The sequence below is a fragment of the Rhizobium sp. BR 362 genome, from assembly GCF_036528765.1.
Classification (GTDB): domain Bacteria; phylum Pseudomonadota; class Alphaproteobacteria; order Rhizobiales; family Rhizobiaceae; genus Rhizobium.
This window is the reverse complement of the sequence record NZ_JARWGH010000012.1, coordinates 102130-126621: the sequence shown is the minus strand read 5'-3', so window position 1 is coordinate 126621 and position 24492 is coordinate 102130. Positions and strand designations below refer to the sequence as shown.

Below are 24492 nucleotides of genomic sequence, written 5' to 3'. Positions count from 1 at the left end.
CGCCTGCGCCATGCCATCGCTGATAAAGGCGCTGTGGCGGTGATCCCCAACAATCCTTCCCGCGCGCAAAAATACCCGCTGGACAAGCACCTCTATGCCCAGCGCCACCTGATCGAATGCTGCTTCTCGAGACTCAAGCAGTTCCGAAGGGTCGCTACACGCTTCGAGAAAACCGCCGAAAACTACCTCGCGGTCGTCACTATCGCAGCAATCGTCCTATGGATCAGATAACTGTCCACACTTCCTAGAGGGAGGAGCCGCAGCGCGGCGGGGAAAATTCTGGCGGCGCCAGGTTGCGTCGTGACGAACGGCCGCAACCTTCCCGATGAGAGATGACAGCATCGTCGAGGAGAGGGCGGCTCAGAGCTGCTCAGCATGGCGTCGCTTCGTCCATCGGCGATCCACGTGTTCACGAACGGCGCACCGAGAGGATGTCACTCTGAGGTTCGACTCCGATAGAGGCTGCCTTGGCTGCCTTGGGAATTGGACTGCGCTGCAGGATCGGTCAGGATCCTGCGGACCATTCGTGAACAGCGCGCGCTGCATGGACGCCAATCCCGGTTTCCCGTGTGATGTCCTTGAGAATCGGCGTCAGGGCGCCGAGTTCGTCTAGGGTCAGGGCGATAGGTTGCGAATAGTCGAGATCGACCCCAGTATAGTCAGCCGTCAAAGCATTCATCCAGTCACCGCCGTTGATGCGGTATTCGTGCGTGTCGAAATCGATTTCCAGATCGTGCAGCAGGTTGATGGTGAAGCGCTGAAAAATCTCGATCTCCCCCTCTAACTTATATTGGGCGAACTCGTCGTCTCCGGTGAGAACGCTGCGCTCCAAGGCCATGAGGATCTGCAGGCGGCCAATTCCAGCCTCTAGAGCAGATCCTGTTCAATCTGGGTCATATCCTGCAGCTCTGAAGTAGTTGGCGCATTCTCCAGGGGTGAACCGAGGTAGCAGGGCACCGACTGCGTCCCATAGCGCATCAATCTTTCTCTCCGCTCTTGCTCGCAACATAGCTTTCAATTTCGAGAATGCGTTTTCGATGGGATTAAAGTCGGGACTATAGGGCGGCAGGTACATGAGTTTGGCGCCGGCGCGCTCGATGGCTTCGCGCACTCCAGCTTCCTTGTGGGCCGGCAGGTTGTCCATAACGACGACGTCGCCGGTGTGAAGCGTCGGCGAGAGCACTTGCTCGACATAGGCCAGGAAGACATTGCCGTTCATCGCTCCATCGTAGACGAAGGGTGCAGTCATGCCTGTGAGGCGCAGCGCGCCGGTGAATGTCGTTGTTTTCCAATGGCCGTGCGGCATGCCAGCCCGACAACGCTCGCCTCGAATTGCGCGTCCGCGCAGGCGTGCCATTTTGGTCGACAGGCCGGGGTGAGTAGGCCGGAGGAATTTCACCTACCGGCCTCTCGCAGAACGGTGCGTGAACCTCTCGATTCACACCGCTCCCATCAGGTAAACGTTGTCGTTCCGAACGCCTTCCAATGTACGAACGGCCCCGGATTTTCCCGCGCCAGCTTTCGCAAGAAGAGGCTGGCACGTGTTTTATGGGACTGAAAGCGCTTGAACTTTCGCCTGATCCAAGCCCTGAGTTTCTGATTGACGTAATCAGCCAGAGTGGACAGGGCCGAACGGCTGTACCGTCCATAATAGGCAATCCATCCCCGGAGGAGTGGATTGAGCTGTCGGGCGATTTCAGCCAGCGTCCCCGGCGTCTGCCGCGGGATGTTCAAACTTTTGATCGTCGCCCGCATCGACTTCAGTGCCGTTGGGCTGACCGCAGGCGTGTAGCCACAGAAGAACTCGTCCCGCTGTGTGTTCGCCACCCGTCGCGGCCGGAACTGATACCCGAGAAAGTCGAAAGCGACATTCGGATACGTTCCTCGGCGCCGTTGATCCTTGCAGTAAACGATCTTGGTCTTTGTCGGATGCATCTGCAGTCCGCACGCTGCCAGCCGAGAACCCAGCTCCACCTTGAGGGCTTCGGCTTGTTGCTCGTTCTGGCAGTGAACAAGACCATCGTCGGCATATCGACACCATGGTAGGTCGGGATGCATCCGCGTCATCCACAAATCAAATGCATAGTGCATGAAGAGATTTGCGAGGCAGGGACTGACGACACCGCCTTGCGGGGTGCCGCACGTTCGCGTCAAAACCTCACCATTCTTCTCCATCGGCGCTGCCAGCCATCTTCCGATGTAGAGCAGAGCCCACTTGCATGTAACGTGCTTTCTGACCGCCTTCAGCAAGAGATCGTGCGGAAGATTGTCGAACAGTCCTTTGATGTCGAATTCCAAAACCCAGTCATACTTCCAGCACCGCTGGCGTGTCACGCCGACGGCATCCAAGGCCGACTTCCCCGGCCTGTACCCATATGAGTCTGGAAGAAAGACGGAGTCCAAATCCGGCTCAATCATCTGTTTGACCACCATCTGCGCGATCCGATCGCTGACCGTGGGCACACCCAAAACCCTCTCGCCTCCAGCCTTCTTTGGAATGGAGACGGCACGCACCGGTGGCGGAAAGTAGGCTCCGGACGACATCCGATTCCAGATCTTGTAGAGATTTCTCGCAAGGTCTTTCTCGAACATTTCCAAAGTCTCGCCGTCTACCCCGGCTGCGCCATGGTTGGCTTTGACCGCTTTATAAGCTTCGTATCTGCAGCACACTCTCATCTATAAAGATCAGCCTATCGGGATCGAGATCAAGCTGACCATCGAACCAGGCACGTCGCCGTTTCAGGATATCCGGCCGATCCTGCTCCAATGCATGTGCGAACTTATGGAATGGCCCGCCCTTTCACCCAGCATCGAGTACGATGCTGGATATCGGAAAGAGAAAGGGAACGAGCCAATGTCTATTGTTATTCTTGGGGTTGATCTGGGCAAGAACTCTTGCAGCATAGTTGGCGTCGATGCAGCCGGTACGGTGGTCGTTCGTCGTACCATGCGCCGGCAGACGCTGATCGACTATGTGACGAAGCTACCGGCCTGCGTGGTCGCAATGGAAGCATGCTGCGGTGCGCATCATCTGGGACGTCTGTGTATGGCGCAAGGTCACCAGATCCGGTTGATGTCGCCGGAATATGTTCGCCCATACATCAAAGCGCAGAAGAACGATGACCGCGATGCCGAGGGGATCGCCGAAGCCGCCTCACGACCGACAATGCGCTTCGTCGAACTCAAGAGCCAGGAGCAGTTAGACATCCAGACGCTGCATCGGGTACGTTCGCGCCTCGTAGCCGAAAGAACGAACCTCCTTAACCAGTTGCGCGCGATCTTGCTGGAACGCGGGGTGATCTTTCCTGCTGGCAGGCGAAAGTTCGAGCTTGAATTGGATGGCATGCTTTCCGAGGGCAATGAGACCTTGTCGCCCCGCATGCGTCAGCTGATTGACGGGCTGCGTGCCGAATGGAAGGAGCTCGACGCGAAGATTGGGGCGCTGAACGACGAGTTTGTCCAACTGGCGCGCAACGATGCCGCCACACGTAGATTGACCTCGATCCCCGGCATTGGGGTGCTCAACGCGGCTTTGGTCGCGGCGGTAGGTAATGCAAGCAGCTTTGCCAAGGCCCGAGACCTTGGCTCCTGGCTTGGCTTGGTTCCGAGACAATACAGCACGGGCGGCAAACCTCGGCTGCTCGGAATATCCAAGCGCGGCAACACATATCTGCGCACTTTGCTCATCCATGGTGCGCGCGCGGCATTGCCATCGCTTTCAAAAAGCGACACGCCTCTAGGACGATGGCTGACAGCAATGATCGAGAGAGGTGTGCATCGGAACGCAGTAGTGGTGGCTTTGGCCAACAAGCTGGCGCGTATCGCCTGGGCGGCTTTACGCAAGGAGACACGCTTTGAACGCTGCCACTCGGTAGCGACGGCATAATCGGATCGGCTATATGCTATCGCGCACGTAGCCCAATGAGGTTTGCAGGAAGGATCGTGAAGATGGCCTGACAGTTGACCGACGTTTGGAAAGCCCGATTAAAAAATGGCACGTGGTGCCGACGTGCGGATGTCCATCTTGGCCATGGGTGTAGCCTATGAGACCGCATACGTTGACGCAAACTGATCAGAACACCGTAAAATCCTCCGGCAGACGGGCGGGCCATACGTTTTTACTCCAGCCGCGGCGTCGTAGCCAAGCACCAAGCGCGCTACGGCTGATGCGCATCTGCCGCTCCGCGCAAAGCCGCTCGACCATTTCATCGAGCGTCACGTCCTTGCGATCATCGATCATTCCGAAAACGAACGCCTCGTGTGCATCCAAGCTCGAGGATCTTCGCCAACCTTGTGGCCGTGCCGTCTGCTCGCCTTCTCTGGCTCTTGCAATCCAGCGGATTGCCGTCGAAATCCCAACCCCAAACCGGGCGGCAGCCTGTCGTGCGGACATGCCTGTCGCAGACGCTTTCAATACGCGCAATCGAAGATCATCGCTCAACGCTCGTGCCATCATCCACCTCTCCAAAGTGGATGTTGAATCAGCTTTGGCCTGCGCCGTCACTTCACAATCGATTCATCAATCGCAGGATCTGCTCTAGCCCTTCGATCAGGCGATCGTGAAGGGCTCGCAAGAAGTCAGTCTCGCAGCCGAACGGGTTTGCGAGGACGACGAGCCGGAAGCCAGCAAGCTTGGTGTAGAGCAGAAGGTTCTGATCGGGTGTCATAGTGAGATCTCCTTCGTTGATGACGGAGATCGGCCGCTCCGTTGCAAAGAGGGGTCAAGGACCGCGGAACGCGGCTCGCAAGCGGGGGAACCGATTTTTCCAAAGCCCGCCGGCGGAAAAATTGATGGCCGGCGGGAGTGTCGAGGGATAACCCCTGACAGCCGGACCGACCGGTCGATCCGGCGGAACGGGGTCGCTTGACGACTTCGATCTGCGAGCGGGGATCGTGCGGCAAAGCGATTAGATCCGCGAACTTGCCCTTTTCGATAGAGCCGGTCAGGCGCTCGATGCCGAGCACCTCGGCGGCGACGATCGTTCCGGCGCGCAGCGCGGCTGCCGCAGCCATGCCGTGCTCGACAGCCAATACGAATTCCGTGGCCGCCTCCTTCAGAGGATGGGTTGGCGCGCCGACGAGATCGGTGCCGAGTGCAAAGTGAACCCGCGCTGGGATGGCTGAACGAAGCGGCTCTCCCGGTAATCGCCTTCCGGCGGCCTGGTCGCTGATCCGATCCGTCTAGTGCCTACGACCTGCGTGTTGGAAGCGCGCATGGTGCTCATCAGCCGCACTTTGATGACCCGTCATTGTACGACACCTGCTTTGCGCAGGCCCTCTATGGCGAGCTCGAAGTTGGCGGGGTTCTTGAAGGGCAATACTTTGCGACGGTATTCCAAGGAGTAGTTCGGATTGACGCGCAGCACCTCTTGCCACGTCGCGCGAGCCTCTTCGAAACGGCCGAGGTGCCCGTAACAGGCCGCCAGAAGCGCGCGCGAGACATCGGTGACGGGGTTGCGGCTCACGCGCTGCAGCAACAGTTCGACGGCCTCTTCGTACCTTCCCAGTTGAAACAGGGCCCAGGCCTGAAAGTGGAGAACGATATCCGGAAAGTATGGGTTCAGGACCCTCGCCCGATCGAAATAGGCGAGTGCCTCCTCGGATCGGCCTGAATAGAGAAGTGCCTCGCCGAGGCTGACCTGCCCTTCGGCGAAGTTCGGATTGAGGGCTATCGCACGCTCGGCCTCGCTGATGGCTCCATCGTGCTGTCGCGAGTAAAGGTTGACCATACTCAGCGCCCAGTGCGCCACGGGATCGCTATCATCACGCGCTACCGCCAGCGTCGCAGCCTCTTCGGCTTGCTCGATCGAGCGCTGCGGCGACGCGCTCCACCGGTTCAGGTAATCGAGCCCGTGGGTAAGGGCGAGGAAGGCGTGCGCCGAGGCGAAGTTCGGGTCCAGTTCGACGGCACGTTGCAAAAGGTCGCGGGCGTCGCTGTTCGTTTGCTTCGTCAGCCGATGCCACAGCTCACGGCCACGCAAGAAGCAGTCATAAGCCTCGGGGTGCCGGGCCTGCCCCGGCGCCAGTCTTTGCCGATCGCCCTCTGTCAGGTTGACCGCGAGCGCGTCGACGATCTGCTGCGTGACATCGTCTTGAACCGCGAATATGTCGGTCAGGTCGCGATCGAACCGCTCCGCCCATAGATGCCCGCCGGTGGTCGCGTCGATGAGCTGCGCGGTGATCCGTACCCTGTTTCCCGATTTGCGCACGCTGCCCTCAAGTACATACTGCACGCCGAGCTTCGTGCCCACCTCCTGCACTTGGACGTTCTTGCCCTTGAAAGTGAACGACGAATTGCGGGCGATGACGAAGAGCTGCGACATCTTCGATAGCGCCGTGATGATGTCTTCCGAGATGCCGTCGGCGAAGTAGTCCTGTTCGGCGTCACCACTCATGTTGGCGAAGGGTAGGACGGCGATCGAGAGCTTAGGCAACGCTGCCGTCGCCGCTTGGCTCGTTCCCGTTTTCGAGGTCGCGGCTGCCTTGGTCCCTGCGCTGCCGACGTGCAGCGAATAGACCCGGATCGGCTCAGCGATGTTCTTGAGCTGCGTGTTGCCGAGATCGCTGATCGAAAGGTCGATCCGCGCCTTGACTTGACGATATGCATCCTCGGACAGGCAGATCGCGCCGGGCGCGGCGACGCCCTCCAACCGCGCGGCGATGTTGACGCCGTCGCCCATTAGATCGCCGTCGCTTTCTTCGACGACGTCGCCCAGATGGATACCGATCCGGAACTCGATGCGACGGTCCTGCGGCACGCCGTCATTGCGCTCCACCATACCGTTCTGCACCTCAATGGCGCAGCGCACGGCGTCCACCACGCTGCGGAACTCGACCAGCGCACCATCGCCGGTGCGCTTCACCACGCGACCATGGTGCACGGCGATCGCCGGATCAATGAGATCGCTGCGCAGCGCCCGCAACCTCGCCAGAGTGCGGTCCTCGTCGGCGCCGGCGAGGCGGCTGTACCCGACCACGTCTGCCACAAGGATTGCAGCCAGCTTTCGGTTCTCGCTCATGGCCGTCTCCTCACGTCTACGATAGCAGGGAGATATCGGGCAAGAAAGAACTTATAGCCACCGGTCGGAGCGATCTTGGATCGGGTCGGCTATAGCTCATGTGGACGTATCCGAGCTCTTAGCCACATGACGACCGCTCTATGAAGTTCCCACCGTTCGACGCGGTCGTTCCTAAAGCTCGTCAGGGTCACGTTGCAAGGATGTCCGCGGCCACCGAATGGCCGCTCTTTGAAGATTCGCAGGGTTAAGTTGCCAGTCCGTTTCCGGCGCCAAAGGTCGGTACATTGAGGAAGTCGATGTATGTTGTTGAAAAACTTAAAGGCGCAGGACTTTTGTAACAGCAGGGTCGTTGGTTCTAATCCCTCTTCAACTGCTCCGGCTTTGTAGCTCGTTTCCTCGTAAGAACGTTGTGGGACGACATTTCGTGAATGAGTCAACAGGCGCGATCCAGGAACGCCAGCACTCGGATGGTTAGCAGCGCGGTCGCATCCGCTTCGTACGACGGTAGCGAGCTGTCGGCGAAGTGGTGCTGATCGCTGAAATCTATCAAATTGCACACGAAAGGATTAGCGGATAACCGGTGGACCTCGGCGTCGATCAGACGCCGCATCGAACTTTCATGCAGGTTTCAGGAGACGGCCTAGAACTGCCTACCAGCTCTTTTTCTGTCCCTTTTGCGCGAAGAGGCAGCTCGTCTGATCTTTCTGCCCTACGTTCACACGCGAGAGATGCAACTGGCTCATGCGGCTTTGGCGGCAGGTCGATACAACATGCACCAGCGCCTCGCGAGATGGCTGTTTATGTGCCATGACGGGTTTTCTCGCGGACGATATGCCACTTGCTCACGAGTTTTTCGCTTTGATGCTTGGCGTCAGGCGTGTTCAGTCGTCACGCGATCGAAGGCCGACAAGACTAAAGTGGACGTGGGGTAGTTAGTCCGGTTTTCGATCAAAGATCAATGAGCAGCCGCAACAATCCATCCTCGTCCTTCACGCCATGCGGATATGACTGAATGATCCGAGAGGCTAGTCACCTGAACGTATGGCCCGCCCCGTCCGCAAGGGTTTTTTTGAAAGACAGCTCTGTTCAGTCTGCGTCAACGTATCCGGTCTCGAGGTCTCGCCTCGGCCAAGATGGAGATCCGCGCAGCTTGGTCCTCATAATCTGACCGGTCTCAGACGACCGTTCAAGTTGCCCAGGTTTCCAAGCTGCCGTTCGACTGTCAGGCCATCTTCTTATCACCACCCGCAGATTGCCGCGACCGTTCGTCGGCCGCCAATGCTCGTCACAGTCCTATGCCGCCGCCATCGCTGGCTCGAAGCCGCGGTCCTTCCGCAGCACTGCCCACGCGATGCGGGCGAGCTTGGCCGCCAGCGCCACAACGATGATGTTCTTGTGCACTCTTTGTGAGAGGCTGCGCACCCATCGGCCCAGCGGCGTATCCTGTGCCGCGATATGTGGCAGCGCCGCTCGCGCGCCATGGATCAGGTTTGTTCGCAGGTAGCGATTGCCGCGCTTGGAGATTCCCAGCAACCGCGGCTTGCCACCCGTTGTCGCTTGCCGCGGTGTCAGACCCCAGCCAAGCGGCAAGATCACGTCCGCGACCGAAGTTCTGTGCATCGCCGACCGCCGCAGTAAGCGCGGTGGCATTGATGATCCCGATGCCGGGGATCGTCGCCAGACGTCGGGCAGAGGCATACTCGCGCGCCATGCGCACGAACTCGGCGTCAAAGGCAGCGATCCGCTCATCGAGTCCGCGCCACTCGGCACGCAAATCCCCGATCAGAAGGCGCATGCGCGGCGACAGTCGCGTGTCCTCCTCGTCGGCGAAGGTTGCCAGCGTATCCTCGAGTTTGCGCCGTCCCTGTGCCACGACGATCCCCCGCTCCAGAAGAAGGGCACGCAGATGGTTGATGAGCGCTGTACGTTCGGCCACCAGGCGCGCACGCGCACGATGCAGCGCCTGGATGTCCGACTGCGCCTCGCTCTTGACCGGCACGAAGCGCATCGTCGGCCGGGTTGCGGCTTCTGCGATCGCCTCGGCGTCCCGATCGTCGTTTTTATTAGCCTTGACATAGGGACGGACATATTCCGGCGACATTAGACGGATCGTGTGGCCCATGGCGCCGAGCACCCGACCGACGTGATGCGCTCCGCAGCAGGCTTCATCGCCACAATGCAGGGCGGCATCTTGCGGACAAAATCCGCAACGCCGTCACGACGAAGGCGACGGCGTAGAACAACGGCACCAGCCTCATTCAACCCGAGGAGGCTGCACACGTTCTTGCCGAGATCAATTCCAAGCACGAATATAGACATCGCTCCGTTCCTCTCTCGTTTGCAACAAGAGCAATCTAACCGATCGCTCCGGAGAGGGGCGGGCCATCCCATAATCTGAAGTTCGGCTCATTGTTTTCTGGCAGAACCGTTTGACCGAGGCGAGGATTTGGTCGGCGGATTTCACCCACGTGTATGGCTTGGGATTCTCGTTGTGTGTTGTAATGAACGCGTCGATGTCGGCTTCTAGTTCCGCGGTGGAACGATGGACGCCGCGTTGCAACTGCTTTCGCGTCAGCTCTGCAAACCACCGCTCGACGTGATTGATCTAGGAGGCCGAAGTTGGAGTGAAGTGAACATGCCAGTGCGGCCGGCGTGCGAGCCAGGCTTTGATCCTCGGCGTCTTATGGGTCGCATAGTTGTCCACCACCAGATGCACGTCCGGCCCGTTGGGCATCTCGGCGTCAATCCGCTTCAAAAAGTCGAGGAATTCGGTCGCTCGGTGACGTTTGTAGCACTGGCCGATCACGGCGCCAGTCGCAACGTCGAGCGCGGCGAACAGGGATGTCGTGCCGTTGCGGACATAGGTATGGGTGCGCCGCTCGGCGATGTCCGGCGCCATGGGCAGAACTGGCTGCTCGCGATCCAGTGCCTGGATTTGCGACTTCTCATCCACGCAAAGCACGACCGCCCGGTCCGGTGGCGACATGTAAAGGCCGACTATGTCTTGTACCTTATCGACGAACAGCGGATCGGAAGACAGCTTGAATGTCTCCGAGCGGTGTGGCTGCAAACCAAATGCGGTCCATATTCGACGGATGGTGGTGTGCGATAGCCCGCTGTCGGCAGCCATGGAACGGATAGACCAGTGCGTGGCATCCTTCGGAGTGGTGTTTAACGTACGTTCGATGATCTCAGCTACCTGCACGTCAGAGACGGTTCGTGGCCGACCGGCACGATATTCATCTGTCAGCCCATCAATGCCATGCTGCGCGAACCGGCGGCGCCACTTGCCAACCGTATGCTCGTGGACGCCGAGGCGTTCGGCAACATCTTTGCTCTGCAGGCCATGTGCGCACAGCAAAACCATCCGGCATCGATCCGACAACGAGCGTGGCGCTTTGTGCCAGCGCACCTGAGATTCATTCCTCTCCTCGTCGCTCAGAACGACGAGGTCTGCTTGCCTGCCGACCATCAATCAAACTCCTGCCGTTGCAACAGAAGCATAATATAATGATGCCTACTTTAGTTTCAGGTGACTAGGTCCTGGCGCTCGGCGCCCGAGGTAATCTTCTTCACCAGTAGGATGTGAGCGAATACCCCTGGCAAAGGGCTACCTCGCATCATTCATAACGCCCTCAATCCCAAGGCTTAACCATAGAGCGCTGACGCGATGGTTCAACCCGACAGGATCTCACGACTTAGGCCTGCACAGACGGCGTCGGGCCTTGCAGACGGCCGCCATGAACGGGATCCCGATTATAGACCGAGGGCATGCTATGCACGGCGCGGCTATGCGTGAGATCTGGCCGGCCTCGCTCACAGACGACCCGCCCAACATCAGCCCAGGGCCGGGCTTCGCAGTGCGACCAGTAACACTCTACTTATCTTCCCCTTCCGCCTGGATGCGATCCAGTACCGCTTCCGGCGCAATGTCTTTTTTTAGCTCTTCAACTTCATGGTCCGCCTCGGTCGGCACTTCAAGTTTGTTTGCAATGGCTTCGACCATCGCGATGAGGCGTGTCGTTTCGTGTTCGTTTAACAAGCTGATCTGGAGGTCGAGGTCGGCGCGAATGTTGTCCTGTGCAGCCATTCGGTTCTGGTTGATCAGGACAAACGTCGAGAGAAAGATCGCCTCGACCGACGCCTCCATAGCGAGAATCACCAGAGAGGGGTCCCAGGGCGGCACCTGCGGGAGCAATCCTATGTTGGCAACGATCCAGACGCCATAAAACACGATGTGAATATAGACGAACATCATGGAACCAGCAAACTTGCTGATCAAAGCAGCGGCACGCTCCTGAGCAGACGCTGCATTTTGGCTCTCCCGGCGGCGCTGCATAATAGCTTCGATGTTACGGGCCAAGGCAGGCGTTAATCCTTCCGCGGCCGGTGTTGTTGGGCTTTTGCGCTCCGGATGGTCGTCGTTCATTGCGTAAATCCTGAAATTTGGAGACTGTTCGCCTCGACCTTTGCCGAAAAGGCGGTCCCCTGAAGTCTCATTCGATGACTAACTCAGTCCCAGGAGCAAGGTTGCTGCGCAGCCGCCAATTCAGTCCCAGTTCACGATCCTGTTTAACCGTGACCTGCAGCATCCGGTACTTCGCGAAGCATGAAAGCTCTCGCTCAAGAAATAGCTCAGCTATCAAGTTTCCAGACTCTTCAATCTGCGGTCTTTCCTCCGGCTTGGCCAAGCAATGGTTCGCAGGCGAGAATCTGCTGCCTCGCGCCGGTGACACGTTTCGTCGAGCGCGATCCTGTGAGTAGTCGGAAGGCGAAAAAAGGCTGAATGCCTTCTTTCGACTTGTTAGTTAACAAGAGCATTCTAATTCTTTGTGGGGCGACATGGGTAAATTCCAGCTCTGAGGGCGCTGGTCAAAAAACGCGAGGCGTGAGGAGGTTTGGGGGCTCAGCCATCAGTCAGGGCGCGGAAAACCATCATGCGCGCCCGCCAATTCCGACAACAAGCAGAGATGGCCGACTGGCGGTCGCATCGCGAGACGGTCGGAATTGATCCAAGGAGCGAGCACATGGACACGAGCGAATTGAGACCCGCGAAGGAACTGGCCGCGAAACGTGCCAGCAAGTTCACGAACGAATCTCCGGATTACGCCGAGGCGAGGACGGCCCTACTGGCGGAGGAAATCGAAGTCCGCCGACATCTCACCGGACGGGAAGATGTCCGCGTCTTTTACAATGGCGAGATGCCGACCGAAGCGGCGGACCCCGGCCAGGATCCAAGGGGGGCGGTCGACATCGCGCCACTCTGGAACATTCTGGACATGACGCCGGCCGGCCGCGGCACAGACTGGTACCCGAAGCTCTATTACTGAGCATTTTGGGAGCATTTTGCTTCTCCGCCTGGAAATCCTCTCGAATCCGCTTAATGCCTTTTTCGACGCGGACGAGCGCGTGATGGATATGATTCGATGCCATTCCGCTTACCCTGCCCTTTCAATGAGGATGCGATGCTCATGCGAAAAAACCGCCCAAACAAATGAGCGGCCGCTTGATCGACGGCCAGAGATCAGGATTGTACTCGACCCGCCGCCATGCTCAGCCCTGACGTGATGGCGAAGGGGAGGCCCGGTCTGCACGAGGGATCGGCCCTATTGCCTCCTCTTAAAAGGCAAGCTTACATTCCTTATCACTGCGCATTGGCTCGTAACCTGTGGTTCGTTGTGAGCACTCATGACACGCCGCGCTCCTCCATGTCCGATCTCGACCACATCGGATGGTGGCGAAGAACCTCGGAGCTCGGCATCTTCCTGCACAGCGCGGATCAGGTCGTTCTTGTCATCCTGGAAGGGCGGAGGGATGCTGGCGATGGATATGCCAGTAGGTCTCGGCGATCGCCTCGATTTGAGCAGCGCATCGTCCTCCAGAAGGCGGACAGCTGGTGGGTTAGCAGAGGGAACAACGCCCGGCGAAATCTGGCAAGTGGCACTATTTGCGAAGTTATTGCCTCGGTGCCGCGGTGCTGCCACGCACCACCAGGGTGACGCCGATCACCTCGCGCTCGGCGGGCATGGCATCGTCAAGGACCGCCCGCACCGCGCGTTGTGCAATTTCTGCAAAGGGCTGGGCCATCGTTGTCAGGCCGGGTTCCACCATGCCGCCTTCCGGCACGCCATCGAAGCCAATGACGGAGACGTCTTCGGGAACCGAAAGGCTCCGTGCCCGCAGCCAGTTTATCGCCAGCAACGCGATATTGTCAGACATGGCGAGGATCGCCGTCGGCGGCTCAGGCGCAGAAAACAGAAAGTCCAGACCGGCTTCGACGCTTGGCTTATCGTTGCTCGTCTCATAGATCGGCACCTCCTGGCGTGAAATCCCGAACGCTTCGAGCGCGTGCCAATAGCCGAGCGCACGATTGCGCGAGGTGGAATAGATCGCCCGCTCGATCTCGCCGATGCCAACCGGCCCAAGATGGTCGTCTGAGAGTTCGGTTGCGAGCACGGCAAAACGCCTGTGGCCCAATTCCGCCAAATGGCGGGCCGCGACAGCCGCGCCTTCCAAATTGTCGACGCTGATGGAAGAGATCGCCGGGTCGTCGTCATTCAAGGCCAGCGCAATGAAGGGCAATTGCCGCTCGCGCGTCAATTGCACGAGCTTTTCGCCGCCTTCCACGCACAGCAGAATGAAGCCGTCCACCAACGCGCTCTTGATGTTCCAGTCGAGCTTGTGCCGGTCTTTGGCCGAGACCAGTGCGAGCCCGGTGCCGCTGGCATCGCAGACTTGGGAAACGGCCGCCAAGAGAGCCCTGGCCCACGGATCGTCGAAAAAATAGGCAAGCGGCTCCAGGGCGGCGACGCCGATGGCGTTGACCTTTCCGGCCCGCAGCAGCCGCCCCGTCAGGCTCGGTCCGGCATAGCCAAGCCGCTTTGCCGTCTCGAGGACATGCTCACGCACTTCCTCGCGCACCACTTCAGGCCGGTTGAACACATTGGAGGCGGTCCCCTGGGATACTCCCGCCGCCTTGGCGACATCCGCAAGCCTGATCGTGCCCTTGGCCAACAAATCCTCCTTTTGCTTCCGATACATCCTAGCATGAAATTGTATCGGTTCAATTCTGCTTGACATCAGAATTTTGAAAGCATAGGATTGAACCGATTCAAGGAAAGAGCGCGGATCAATATTGAATCGATTCAAAGCAAGGATAAATCAATGCTGACCAACTATCTCTTCAAGGATCTCTACGAGGAACGTTGGGGTAATTCCGCTAACCCGGATGACTACGATGCATCTTCGCCTGCGGCCAGGGAAGGCGAAGGAGCCCACGGCATTCTGGATCGTCTTGCCGCCCTCTTCCGTCGTCGTCGAAATCGCGCGTCCGCTTGGTCGTTCACGATCCCGAGCGAAATGCCCGATACGGAGAGCGACATTGACGTCGAGCGCCGTGCCGAGTCCCTGGAACCGAAGTTTCTCATCCTCGCAAAGGCGTTATCGCGGAACTGCTAGGGCTATTCCATGAAGCCTTCAGCCGCGCTGGGCGCCAGCCTCATACGGGCCCTCACTGATTAGAACTCATTGGCCCATTCTCTGCGTCCGATAGACATGATGCGCCAAGGCTGGCTTTCGAGCTTTCTCCAGGCATCGCAGCAATGATCGACGATGTCGTCGTAGACCGTATGTTCGCACGGTGTTAAGCGTTTTTGTTCGAGCTGAGCATTCGCCTTTAGCCTTTTGCTGTGGGAGCGACCTCCTGCCCGATCGCCCATAGGAACGCTGCCATTTCTCGCGCAATGGCGGTGACCGCGACCACCTTCGGCTTGCCTGCTGCTATTAGTTTTCGATAGCGCGCGCAAAGCCTCACCTGGCCTTTCCAGGCTATCTCACGAACGGCCCTTGGAAGGCTCTCGAGCCGCGCCTGGATCTTCGGGCTCATGCGAGCCGGAAAGCGATATGTCCAAGCGCCTTCAATGAGTACCCTTCGAGCTCTTGTGTTGCCCGCCTTGGTGATCCCGCCACGCTTGACCCGTTCTCCGGTTGAGCTTTCCGACGGCACGAGACCGAGATATGCCATCAGCTGGCGAGGATTATCAAAGCGCCTGACATCGCCTATTTCGACGACAAAGGTGACCGCCGTCATGAACGCGACGCCGCGCATCGCCTGGTAGGCAGCCACAACCGGGGCCATTGACCAGGATGCCGCGGTCTCGACGACCAGCTTGGTCAGCCGATCCAGGCGCACGCTGGCATCCGCGACTGCCTGGCAATATTCCGCCAGCAGGATGTGGTGGGCGGGATGATCGAAGGCCTGGCACGTTAGCCATCTTCGATGGGCACGCGTCCATGGTTCGCGGCCGGCATAGATCCGGCCATGACGCAACAAGAAGGACTGAAGTTGCTGACGGGCCTGTTTCAGCGCGTCGCTGGCCGCCTCGCGCGCCCGTACCAGATCGCGGATCGCCTCATGGCCTTCATCTGGGACCCAGACCGCGGTCAGTTCGCCCGCCCGGTGCAGGCGCGCCAGACTCATGGCATCCCGGCGGTTTGTCTTCACCCGATCGCCCGCACGCTTGGGTACCAGTGACGGCGCCACGACCACGCAATCATGCCCCAGTTCGACAATCTGGCGGTAAAGACCGTAACCCGTGGGACCGGCCTCATAGCAAAAGTGAAGCTTAGCTCCGCGCTTGGAAAGCTTGCTGACCATCGATGCCACTGATGCCGGCTCCGAGGAAATGTCGCCGAAAAACCGTACCTCGCCGTTCCGACTTCCGTCGGCCATGGCCACAGAAATCTTCAGCTTCGACGTATCCAGGCCGATGAAAATTACGCTATCTTCTTTCATGGTTCGCCCTCGCTAAGCATGGGGCAAGGCTCCGGCCTATCCAGAGCAACCCCCGATTTAGCTTACCGCGGGGGCGGGCCACCTTCACCGCGAAACATACGGTCTAATCGCCGCTGAATGAAAGTTCAGTGGCATGTATGCGCAACCAGCCCGCCTTCCTGAAACAAGCCGGAAAACTCTAGTTTCCGGTGGTCCAACGTTTGGGAGCGGATCACCAGTGACGAACGTCACAGTCCGATGTCAGCGAAATTGCAGGGCCATTTCGGAACACCGCAAATTTGGCCGTGGCTTTATCGGAACATCGTGCAATCTTTGATGCTCTCACGAGCGGCGGCGGTCTCTTAGCTCAGGCCTGCACGCGATTTCATCAAGAAGCCTCGCGAAGGAGGTGGATGGAGTAGTGGGTTGCGGGAATCTTTTCAAAGAAAATTAGGCAATGATACGATGGGAATTCGTTTGCGTGTTGATCGGATCGCACCCTATGATGACTGCTGTACTAGTCAAAGGCCAAACGCGCTGGGGGAAAAAGGCGAGCAGCTCGGCGGCCGAATGTCCGATAGCCTACTGCGAGCGCTACAGTTTCACCGGGTGCCATCGGTGTCCCTGCGGATGGAACATCTGACGATATCGTCGATGTACTTCAACTTCCTTCGGGTGGTGTGGCCAGAAACCAGCGGTACGCCATCCTCAATCCTGCGTAGATCGAAGCAAGGTTGCGCGCGCGGACCGGAGATGTGCCCGGCATGCCGCTTCGATCGCATTGATGTCGCGGCTGATTAGCGCGTCGATATAGGCGAGATGCTCGTGGATGGCGATCTCATTCCGCTGCCGCTCGTCATGTTTCCGCCACTGGTAGTGGTAGTGAAACACAAGGGAAATGACGTCAGAGAAACTGTCGACGAACCGGTTCGGGGAAGCTGAACTCACAAGCCGATGGAAACGGCTGTCGAGCTCGGAGAAATCGTGAAATCGCCGGTCAATATCGGCGAGCAGTTCGACATGGGCAATCCGGAGAGCTCCGAGGTCTCCCCAAATAGGCGAGGAGTCCTGAAGCTCCGCAAAAAATTTGGCTGAACGGAGCTCGTACATCTCGCGGACTTCGAACAGTTCGAGCGCGAAGTCCTTCGTGAAACCCCGAAATATCCAGCCTGCATTGTTTCGCTTCTCAATTAGTCCGAACCTCTGGAATCGGTTCAGAAATTCCCGAATGATGGTGGTGGCGATGCCGAATTTGCGCGCGAGTTCCAGCTCGTTGATGAGTGTCCCGGGACGCGGATCGTCCCTAAGAATCCATTCCATAAAGCTCTTTTCGACCTGCGCCGATATCTGGACCGTTTCCGCGTCGGGATAGCGTTCCCAGGCGGCCGCCGTCGAGTGCAGTTTGATTTTGGGCAGACCTGCCGAAATAAGTCCGCGCGCGATGAAGGCCCTAAGCACCTTTCGCACGGTCGTGCGGCTTATCTCCAACTGCACGGCGAGCTGGTTCTCAGTAGGCAATTCCACACCCGTCTCGACCTGCTCAAGCAAATCGAGAGCGTGGTTGAAGGCCTTCTTGTAAATCGTATCCGTCTTCATCCCGCTGAATTCGATCGTGTATTTTATAACATAAGAAACAACTTGTATAAGATTTCAAGTGGTGTGTTTCTTATACATATAAAACCGGAGGCTAAATTGGCGATCGGTCGGCAGAACGGTGATGAAGCGTCGAGTATGGTGCGAGAAGCGCCGGAGCGGCGCGCATATGGATTGGGAGTGGCCCTGTCGCTCCTCAGCGTTGGCCCGTTGCTCATCTTGGTTTTTCTCGTGGTAGCTATCGGCCTGGTCACGCCGAATTTCTTCATGCCTGTCAACCTCGGCAACATCCTGTCCCAGACGGCGGTCATAGCGATCGTCGCGATGGGCCAACAGCTTGTGATCCTGACGCGCGGCGTCGATTTGTCGGTCGGCTCCAATCTCGCGTTGGCAACAGTCATCGGCGGGCTAACCTTCGCGCATGTCCACTCGGCACCGCTCGTCATTCTCGCGATGCTCGGCACCGGAGGCCTCGTCGGCGCGATCAACGGCTTCGTCTTTGTCTACGGCCGTCTGCCGCATCCTTTTATCATCACGCTAGCGACGCTGAGCATCTGCCGCGGGCTGGCCCTGGAACTCGCCCCAGGTCACACGACCATGCGCGGTATGCCCGAGGCGATCAACGCACTCGGCAGTAACTGGACCTTTGGTCTGCCAAATTCCTTCTACGTCGTGCTCGGCTTGGCATTGCTTCTGCTCGTGCTGGCTAAGGCAATGGTGGCGGGCCGCTGGATTTATGCGGTCGGCGGAGCGCCAGAGGCCGCCAAGAACATGGGCATCCCGATCAAGAAAGTGCTTGTCGCCACATACATTATCTCTGGGCTTTGCGCTGGCATCGGGGCAATCGTGCTCTCGGGACGGACCGCTGCCGCCTCGCCCACCTATGGCAACCTGCTTGAACTCGACACGATCGCGGCCGTGATCATCGGCGGTGCGAGCTTCCTCGGGGGTCGGGGGCACCTCGGACACGCACTGATCGGCGCTGTGCTGATTGGCATCATCCGCAACGCGCTTAACCTCCTTGGAATCAACGTATTCTGGCAGATGGTCGTCATCGGTGCCGTGATCGTCATTGCCGTTGAGGCGGACGTGCTGCGCAACCATCTCGAGGCGCGGGCTCGCGTCATGCAGGCAGGGAGGATGCAATGACCATGTCAAGCAAACCAGCACTCTCCGTCCGCCACGCTCAGAAGCGCTTCGGGGCAATTCATGCCCTCAAGGGTATCAGTCTGGACGCCTATCGTGGCGAGGTTCTCGCCCTGCTCGGAGACAACGGAGCCGGCAAGTCGACCTTAATTAAATGCATCAGTGGGATCCATGCGCTCGACGAAGGCGATATCCTTCTCGATGGAGAAAGAGCGCCAGTTCATTCGCCTGCAGCTGCGCGACGTGCCGGGATTGAGACAGTTTACCAAGATTTGGCTCTATTCGACAATTTGACGCCCGCACAGAATTTCTACTGTGGCCGCGAGCTTGATTTTCCGACCTGGCTGCCAAAGCCACTGAGATTTCTCAGCAATCGCGCCATGAACCAGGAAGCGGCGACAGTGATCAATCGGCTGAAGGTGAAGCTTTCGAAATTAGATGCCCCAGTGGCGCTGATGTCGGGCGGTCAGCGCCAAGCCATTGCGGTTGCCCGAGCGACCGTCTTTGCCCGAAAACTCGTCATTCTTGACGAACCGACTGCGGCGCTGGGGCTCAGGGAATCGCGCAAGGTGCTGGACCTGATTGCCCAGCTTCGGGCCGAAGGCAATGCGGTCATTTTGATCACCCACAATATGGAACACGTCATCGAACTCGCCGATCGCGCCGTCGTGCTACGTCAAGGCCGTAAAGTCGGGGAGCTCAAACCGACAGAGGCCAACAAGCATGAACTCGTTTCGATGATCGTCGGGGCGGAGAATTAGGGACCGCCGCCTGGAGGGGCGGAGTAACGCGTCGCCTCTGCTAGAGGCGACCAAAGTGGGAGAAGGGAAATGAAACTGAAAATAGTTCTGGGCGCACTTGCCCTTCTTGCGGTCGCGGGTGAGCCCGGCGCGGCCCAGGAGAAGGTTAAGCTAGGCTTCATCACCAAATTTCCGGTGCCGTTCTTTGCCACGATGGAAAATGCGGCCAAGGCCTATGCCGCTGCACATCCGGGTGTGGAAATCACCTTCGGCCAGGGCACGTCAGCGACCGATATCGAAGGGCAGATTTCGCTCATCGAATCCATGGTGACCAACGGGGTACAGGGCATTGCCATCACTCCGGTCGATCCAACAGTGGCTAGCGCGCTCGACAAGGCTGTCGCGGCAGGCGTCAAGGTTGTGCTGATGGACAACAACATTCCGGACTGGAAAAACAAAACAGCGTTGGCTACGACCGATAATTATGCCGCCGGTAAGCTCGCAGGCGGGTATCTGAAAACCGTGCTCAAGGACGGCGACACGCTTGGCATTCTCGAAGGCGTACCGGGCGTTCCCGCGTTGGACGATCGCGTTAAAGGCATGCTTGAAGGACTGCAAGGTATGGACGTCAAGATCGTCGGACGTGGCGCCACCAATTGCACCGAAGAGCTTGGAATAAGCGTCGCCGAAGACTTGCTCACCAAGAACCCGGACCTGAAGGCGATTTACGCCGCTTGCGGGCCGCCGGCGGCCGGCGCCTCGCGCGCGATCAAGAACGCCGGCATAGCGCCGGGCAAAATAGTGCTGGTAGGATTCGATTTCTGCTGCGGGGAGGAAGAAGCGCTGAAGGCAGACATCGAGGATGCCACGGTGGCGCAGTTCCCCGCCAAAATGGCGAATCTTGGCGTCGACGCGCTGGTCAAGTCGATCCAAGGCCAGAAGGTCGAGTCGCTGATCGACTCAGGCGCCGCTCTCGTCACGAAAGGCAATATGGACAAGTTCAAATAGTGAACCGGGAGCCGACTTCGTCGAGCTCCAGGCGTTTCGCCGGGATAGTGGCGGAATTCGCTCGAAAGACAAGCCGGCTCGCAGCATTGGGTTTTCGACGTCGAGGACCTTGGATCATCTCTGGGACCGGCAAAGTCGGCCGATGATACGAACTGCAGCCTCTACAAGGCTAAAGGCACGCAGGCAGCAGATCGGTCCGAATTGTTAGTACAAATGCGTGGGATTGTCGGAGTTCGTCGGCCACAAAGGCGTGCAACCGTCGTCTATCGCAGGAGCCTCGCCTTGCTTGGGAGGGGCTCGCCCTCGGGATCAGGACGGAGAGGAAGATGGTAGGACGGGGACGGAACCGCCTGGTCCGCTGGTAGTTCCTTCAAGAGAAGGAGAACCACCCATGATGAAAATTACGAATGGGGCGAACGACCGCCCAAAGAATGAAACTATCGCGCAGACGGGTGCCGGAATTCCCGACGATTCCGGCGCTTCGATTGAGGCGTCCGACGAGGAAATCGCGCGCGTTCGCGAGAAGCTCGGCACGGACCACAAAAAGGAGAAGGAAGACCTGGAAAGGCAGCTAGAACGCCCCAAACACGGCACTGCGTGATTTTCTGCGAGGCGTTTCCTGATGAGCTATCTGGTTGAGATCCTTCTGCCCGTGCCCGGCGACGGCAGTTCCACACTGGAACGCATCCGGGACGAACTGACAGAGGCTTTCGGCGGAGTCACGATGCATGTCGACGCCCCTGCCGACGGACTCTGGAAAGACGGTGGCGAGGTCGACCGGGACAGGATCGTCGTAGTCGAGGTGATGGCGGACTACCTTGATCGGAGCTGGTGGGCGGCGTACAGGCACCAGCTGGAATCCAGCTTCGAGCAGGAAGAGATCTTGGTGAGGGCGAGCGAAATCGAGCGCCTCTAAAGGTTTCAGGCGCAGGCGAGCGGCAGGCACGAGGGAGAGCCTCGACATCCAAGTCGTCTATCCGTCCGACCGTCTGGTGAGCTACGCCGTTTCGGCGCCCTTCTCGAAGAGTGGTTCCGCGCTAGGCGAGACTGGACCTTGCACCCTGGAATGGTCATGTCGACTGCTCCGCAGCTGGTTCACCATTTGTGAAGGTCTGCCAGCGATGCTGGGCCATCCTCAGGTGATTCGAGTTATTAGGACGAAGACGACGTGGCGGTTGTACAGTTCCCTGCCGATCGGCGCACTGCTGAAGTCAAACGATGCGCAGAAGCCCTACAGCGCCTTCATGGTGAGGAAGCTAACGGCTTCTGGCGCTCCGAGATGGCTGCCTTTGCCGCTGCACTCGAGCGGCAGGGTATAGTACCGGAGGAAATCTCGTGGCAAGCCAGTCGCTTCATGCATGCGGTCCAGATGGAATTGCAACGCGCCTTTGCGATGCCTGAGGCGAGGAGCTAGGTTTCAGAAGACTGAAAGGTGCCGAGGTCAGCACCAATGTGAGATTCGGCGCCATGAATAAGATGGCTGCCTTCAGCTAAGCTTCAAAATGATAGATATTGCAAAAGGTTATTGCCGAACCGGTTTATACCGGCGACCTCCTAACCTACACCACCAGCATTTCGAACAAACGGGTGGTGCGCTCGCGCCCGAGCCTGGGCCTCGTCTTCTTTGAGAACGCCGCAATCAACCAGCAGGGTGAACGCGTTCTCGAATTCAGCGGCGCTCTCTTCTGGGAACGCAGATCTCCGTGATTACCATAGAGCCCAATGCTTAGATTTGAACCTGGCCTCGTGTCGTGCAGTTGAGCGGTGAGTTGGCGTATGATTGGAGTTGCGGCGGAACGCGCCAGGTTAAGTATTTGAACGCGTGATAATTGCAGCTGCCGCTCTTTCAGGCCCGGCGGTCAGCGCGGCCCGTGTCGAAACGTGCGGTCTCAGCGTATGTGCTCATTGTCTGTCTCCAAATTTCCCGTTGCCACCCCGAAGGGCACCCCTTTCGGGCGAAGCCGGTCTTTCCAGGGGGATGGACTCTGACATTGCCAAGGACAGAGCGGGCGAAAGTGGCCTCGGGCCGCCTTTTCTTTGTCCGAACGCGCGCTTCCACAGAGGCCGGCGAGGCTCCTTCGGCCAATTGCTGCAGGCGCTTACCCCGGCTGCCCAAAAAGCAGCCGGGTCCTCAATTCCATCCAAGGAACTGCTTCAGCTCCGGAGTTCGCGGATTGGCGAAGACCTCTCCCGGAGGGCCGATCTCATGCACCTTGCCTTGATGCATGAAAACGACGCGCGAACAGACGTCGCGTGCGAATTTCATCTCGTGCGTCACCATCAGCAGCGTCATGCCTTCCGATGCCAGTTCGCGTACGACCGAAAGCACTTCCGCCACGAGTTCCGGATCGAGCGCGGACGTGATCTCATCGCACAGCAGCGCGATCGGCTGCATGGCAAGTGCGCGTGCGATCGCCACACGCTGCTGCTGACCGCCCGAAAGCTCGTCCGGATAGGCGTCGAACTTGTGCGCCAGCCCGACACGCTCGAGCATCTTGCGGGCGATGGTTTCCGCCTCGGGCTTCGGCGTCTTTTTCACCACCATCTGCGACAGCATGACATTGCCGCCCACGGTCTGATGCGGAAAGAGATTGAACTGCTGGAAGATCATCCCGACTTTCAGCCGCAGGGCCTTGAGATGAAGGTCGTCGTCCAGCAGTTGCGACCCGGCGACGGCGATCGAACCGGCCGAGATCGTCTCCAGCCCGTTGATGCAGCGAAGCAGCGTCGATTTTCCGGAACCGCTCTTGCCGATGATCGCAATGACTTCACCGGGTTCGACATCGAGGTTGATACCTTTCAGAACCTCGTTCGCACCGTAGTTCTTGCGGACTTCAGTGATTTCGATGAGCGACATTAAGCTTCCTTTCGAGAATCTGGCTGCTCTTCGATAAGGGCCAGCACAGGGCGAAATAGATAAGGGCTACTAGGCCGTAGACCACGAAGGGTTGGAATGTGGCGTTGGTGACCACGGTGCCGGCCTTTGACAGTTCCACGAAACCGATGATGGAGGTGACCGCGGTGCCCTTGATCACCTGCACGATGAAGCCGACCGTCGGCGGCACGGCGACACGCATGGCCTGCGGCAGGATGACGTAACGCATCTGCTGAAAGCGGCCCATGGCCAGGCTTGCGGAGGCCTCCCACTGGCCTTTCGCAACGGATTCGACACAGCCGCGCCAGATCTCAGTCAGGAACGCTGCCGTCCATAATACCAGCGTCAGGCCCGCCGCCAGCCAGGCCGGGACATCGATGCCGAACAGGCCAAGCCCGAAGAAGGCAATGAAGAGCTGCATCAGCAGCGGCGTGCCCTGAAACAGCTCGACGTAATATCTCGAAAATGTCCGGAGCGATTTTTTTCGGGAAATGCGCGCGAACAGCAGCAGGAGCCCGACGATGCCTCCGCCGATAAAGGAGACGAGCGAAAGCAGCACCGTCCAACGGGCGGCAAGCAGGAGATTTCTCAAAATGTCCCAGGTGGTAAATTCGATCATCTCATGCTCCTGCGCGAAAAGATGAAGCCGCCGACCATTGCGAGCGCCTGCCGGAGAAGGATTGCGAGCAGGAGATAGATGATGGTTGAGACCATGTAGGCTTCGAAGGCGCGGAACGTGCGCGACTGGATGAAATTGGCGGCAAATGTCAGATCCTCCGCAGCGATCTGCGAGACGACAGAAGATCCGAGCATGACGATTACGACCTGGGACGAAAGCGCCGGCCAGATGCGCTGCAGGGACGGCACCAGCACCACGTGCTGGAAGGTTTCGAAACGGGTCATCGCCAGGCTGGCGCCCGCCTCGAATTGCCCCTTCGGCGTCGCCTGAATGCCGGCGCGGATGATCTCGCAGCTATAGGCGCCGAGATTGACCACCATGGCGATGTTGGCTGCCGTCAGTTCCGACAATTGCAGCCCCAATGACGGCAGGCCGAAAAAGATGAAAAAGAGCTGGATAAGGAAAGGCGTATTGCGGATGAGCTCCACATAGGCGGCAACCGGCGGCCGCAACCACTTCGGCCCAAGGGCGCGGGCCCAGGCGCAGAATATGCCAAAGGCAATGCCGAAAATTCCGCCTATGGCGATCAGCTCGAGGGTGACGAGAACACCCTTGACGATCTGCGGGGAATAGTCGAGCAGCCATCCGAAATCGAATTTGTAATTCACCCGATTGCTTCCTTTCGATGGCGAAAGCGGCGCACCGACCCGTCCATTAAG

Annotated in this window: 20 protein-coding genes and 9 pseudogenes; 11 read left to right on the top strand and 18 right to left on the bottom strand. The window is 58.6% G+C overall.

Annotated elements, in window-relative coordinates:
• Positions 1 to 231 (top strand): transposase (locus QDY28_RS17420; protein ID WP_331382398.1); only part of this gene is annotated, 231 nt, incomplete at its 5' end.
• 274 nt (positions 232 to 505) lie between these two features.
• Here the strand turns inward: QDY28_RS17420 and QDY28_RS17415 are convergent.
• The 4 genes and pseudogenes from QDY28_RS17415 to QDY28_RS17400 all read right to left on the bottom strand — a co-directional run.
• Positions 506 to 871 (bottom strand): annotated as a pseudogene (locus QDY28_RS17415) (hypothetical protein); the annotation flags it as partial.
• A 12-nt stretch (positions 872 to 883) separates the two neighbouring features.
• Positions 884 to 1372 (bottom strand): annotated as a pseudogene (locus QDY28_RS17410) (IS630 family transposase); the annotation flags it as partial.
• 80 nt (positions 1373 to 1452) lie between these two features.
• On the bottom strand, positions 1453 to 2676 hold the full coding sequence (ltrA, locus tag QDY28_RS17405) for a group II intron reverse transcriptase/maturase (protein ID WP_331382917.1): 1224 nt from the start codon (positions 2674 to 2676) through the stop codon (positions 1453 to 1455).
• A pseudogene (locus QDY28_RS17400) lies at positions 2669 to 2782 on the bottom strand (IS630 family transposase); the annotation flags it as partial. The pseudogene QDY28_RS17400 and the gene ltrA, both read right to left, overlap by 8 nt.
• A gap of 72 nt (positions 2783 to 2854) precedes the next feature.
• Here QDY28_RS17400 and QDY28_RS17395 point away from each other — a divergent pair.
• On the top strand, positions 2855 to 3886 hold the full coding sequence (locus tag QDY28_RS17395; protein WP_331382916.1) for an IS110 family transposase: 1032 nt from the start codon (positions 2855 to 2857) through the stop codon (positions 3884 to 3886).
• A gap of 234 nt (positions 3887 to 4120) precedes the next feature.
• Here QDY28_RS17395 and QDY28_RS17390 read toward each other — a convergent pair.
• The 8 genes and pseudogenes from QDY28_RS17390 to QDY28_RS17360 all read right to left on the bottom strand — a co-directional run.
• Positions 4121 to 4453: pseudogene (locus QDY28_RS17390) on the bottom strand (helix-turn-helix domain-containing protein); the annotation flags it as partial.
• 52 nt (positions 4454 to 4505) lie between these two features.
• Positions 4506 to 4667: a hypothetical protein gene (locus tag QDY28_RS17385; protein WP_331382926.1), complete on the bottom strand. Its 162-nt coding sequence runs from the start codon at positions 4665 to 4667 to the stop codon at positions 4506 to 4508.
• Positions 4668 to 4866: 199 nt separating this feature from the next.
• Positions 4867 to 5172: pseudogene (locus QDY28_RS31025) on the bottom strand (amidohydrolase family protein); the annotation flags it as partial.
• A 74-nt stretch (positions 5173 to 5246) separates the two neighbouring features.
• Entirely contained in the window at positions 5247 to 7019 is a 1773-nt protein-coding gene (locus QDY28_RS17380; protein ID WP_331382915.1) for an adenylate/guanylate cyclase domain-containing protein, read from the bottom strand.
• 433 nt (positions 7020 to 7452) lie between these two features.
• Positions 7453 to 7554 (bottom strand): annotated as a pseudogene (locus QDY28_RS17375) (dienelactone hydrolase family protein); the annotation flags it as partial.
• 758 nt (positions 7555 to 8312) lie between these two features.
• A pseudogene (locus QDY28_RS17370) lies at positions 8313 to 9338 on the bottom strand (IS110 family transposase).
• Positions 9339 to 9432: 94 nt separating this feature from the next.
• Positions 9433 to 10491, bottom strand: a pseudogene (locus QDY28_RS17365) (IS630 family transposase); the annotation flags it as partial.
• A 405-nt stretch (positions 10492 to 10896) separates the two neighbouring features.
• Positions 10897 to 11448 (bottom strand): DUF1003 domain-containing protein, encoded by a 552-nt coding sequence (locus tag QDY28_RS17360; RefSeq protein ID WP_331382914.1) that lies wholly within the window; start codon positions 11446 to 11448, stop codon positions 10897 to 10899.
• Positions 11449 to 12226: 778 nt separating this feature from the next.
• Here QDY28_RS17360 and QDY28_RS31020 point away from each other — a divergent pair.
• Positions 12227 to 12349 (top strand): annotated as a pseudogene (locus QDY28_RS31020) (DUF899 domain-containing protein); the annotation flags it as partial.
• A gap of 625 nt (positions 12350 to 12974) precedes the next feature.
• Here QDY28_RS31020 and QDY28_RS17350 read toward each other — a convergent pair.
• Positions 12975 to 14033 (bottom strand): LacI family DNA-binding transcriptional regulator, encoded by a 1059-nt coding sequence (locus QDY28_RS17350; RefSeq protein WP_331382912.1) that lies wholly within the window; start codon positions 14031 to 14033, stop codon positions 12975 to 12977.
• A gap of 87 nt (positions 14034 to 14120) precedes the next feature.
• On the opposite strand from QDY28_RS17350, the gene QDY28_RS17345 reads away from it, so the two are divergent.
• On the top strand, positions 14121 to 14477 hold the full coding sequence (locus QDY28_RS17345; RefSeq protein ID WP_331382911.1) for a hypothetical protein: 357 nt from the start codon (positions 14121 to 14123) through the stop codon (positions 14475 to 14477).
• Positions 14478 to 14694: 217 nt separating this feature from the next.
• Here the strand turns inward: QDY28_RS17345 and QDY28_RS17340 are convergent, their stop codons facing one another.
• Complete coding sequence (locus tag QDY28_RS17340; protein WP_331382910.1) at positions 14695 to 15813, bottom strand: IS110 family transposase; 1119 nt, start codon at positions 15811 to 15813, stop codon at positions 14695 to 14697.
• Between the two features lie 687 nt (positions 15814 to 16500).
• Positions 16501 to 17388, bottom strand: a complete 888-nt coding sequence (locus QDY28_RS17335; RefSeq protein WP_331382909.1) for a GntR family transcriptional regulator — start codon at positions 17386 to 17388, stop codon at positions 16501 to 16503.
• A 135-nt stretch (positions 17389 to 17523) separates the two neighbouring features.
• On the opposite strand from QDY28_RS17335, the gene QDY28_RS17330 reads away from it, so the two are divergent.
• The 7 genes from QDY28_RS17330 (at position 17524) to QDY28_RS17300 (ending at position 21986) form a co-directional block, all read left to right on the top strand.
• Positions 17524 to 18534, top strand: a complete 1011-nt coding sequence (locus QDY28_RS17330) for an ABC transporter permease (protein ID WP_331382924.1) — start codon at positions 17524 to 17526, stop codon at positions 18532 to 18534.
• Positions 18531 to 19292: an ATP-binding cassette domain-containing protein gene (locus QDY28_RS17325; RefSeq protein WP_331382908.1), complete on the top strand. Its 762-nt coding sequence runs from the start codon at positions 18531 to 18533 to the stop codon at positions 19290 to 19292. Before QDY28_RS17330 ends, QDY28_RS17325 begins: the two co-directional genes overlap by 4 nt.
• A 69-nt stretch (positions 19293 to 19361) precedes the next feature.
• Complete coding sequence (locus QDY28_RS17320) at positions 19362 to 20279, top strand: sugar ABC transporter substrate-binding protein (protein WP_331382907.1); 918 nt, start codon at positions 19362 to 19364, stop codon at positions 20277 to 20279.
• Between the two features lie 391 nt (positions 20280 to 20670).
• Positions 20671 to 20880 carry a hypothetical protein gene (locus QDY28_RS17315; RefSeq protein ID WP_331382906.1) on the top strand — a complete coding sequence of 70 codons (210 nt, stop codon included), beginning with the start codon at positions 20671 to 20673 and terminating at the stop codon, positions 20878 to 20880.
• 21 nt (positions 20881 to 20901) lie between these two features.
• Positions 20902 to 21195, top strand: a complete 294-nt coding sequence (locus QDY28_RS17310) for a hypothetical protein (RefSeq protein WP_331382905.1) — start codon at positions 20902 to 20904, stop codon at positions 21193 to 21195.
• Positions 21196 to 21447: 252 nt separating this feature from the next.
• Positions 21448 to 21693 (top strand): DUF6074 family protein, encoded by a 246-nt coding sequence (locus tag QDY28_RS17305; RefSeq protein WP_331382904.1) that lies wholly within the window; start codon positions 21448 to 21450, stop codon positions 21691 to 21693.
• 98 nt (positions 21694 to 21791) lie between these two features.
• Positions 21792 to 21986 (top strand): hypothetical protein, encoded by a 195-nt coding sequence (locus tag QDY28_RS17300; RefSeq protein ID WP_331382903.1) that lies wholly within the window; start codon positions 21792 to 21794, stop codon positions 21984 to 21986.
• A gap of 424 nt (positions 21987 to 22410) precedes the next feature.
• Here QDY28_RS17300 and QDY28_RS17295 read toward each other — a convergent pair whose 3' ends face one another.
• From QDY28_RS17295 to QDY28_RS17285, 3 genes are read right to left on the bottom strand one after another with little or no spacing between them, the layout of a single operon-like run.
• Complete coding sequence (locus tag QDY28_RS17295; RefSeq protein WP_331382902.1) at positions 22411 to 23136, bottom strand: amino acid ABC transporter ATP-binding protein; 726 nt, start codon at positions 23134 to 23136, stop codon at positions 22411 to 22413.
• Positions 23114 to 23773: an amino acid ABC transporter permease gene (locus QDY28_RS17290; RefSeq protein ID WP_331382901.1), complete on the bottom strand. Its 660-nt coding sequence runs from the start codon at positions 23771 to 23773 to the stop codon at positions 23114 to 23116. Before QDY28_RS17290 ends, QDY28_RS17295 begins: the two co-directional genes overlap by 23 nt.
• The gene (locus QDY28_RS17285) at positions 23770 to 24441 is read right to left on the bottom strand and encodes an amino acid ABC transporter permease (protein ID WP_331382900.1); all 672 of its coding nucleotides are present in this window, start codon (positions 24439 to 24441) and stop codon (positions 23770 to 23772) included. The genes QDY28_RS17290 and QDY28_RS17285 overlap by 4 nt, the downstream gene beginning before the upstream one ends.
• Positions 24442 to 24492: the final 51 nt, after the last annotated feature.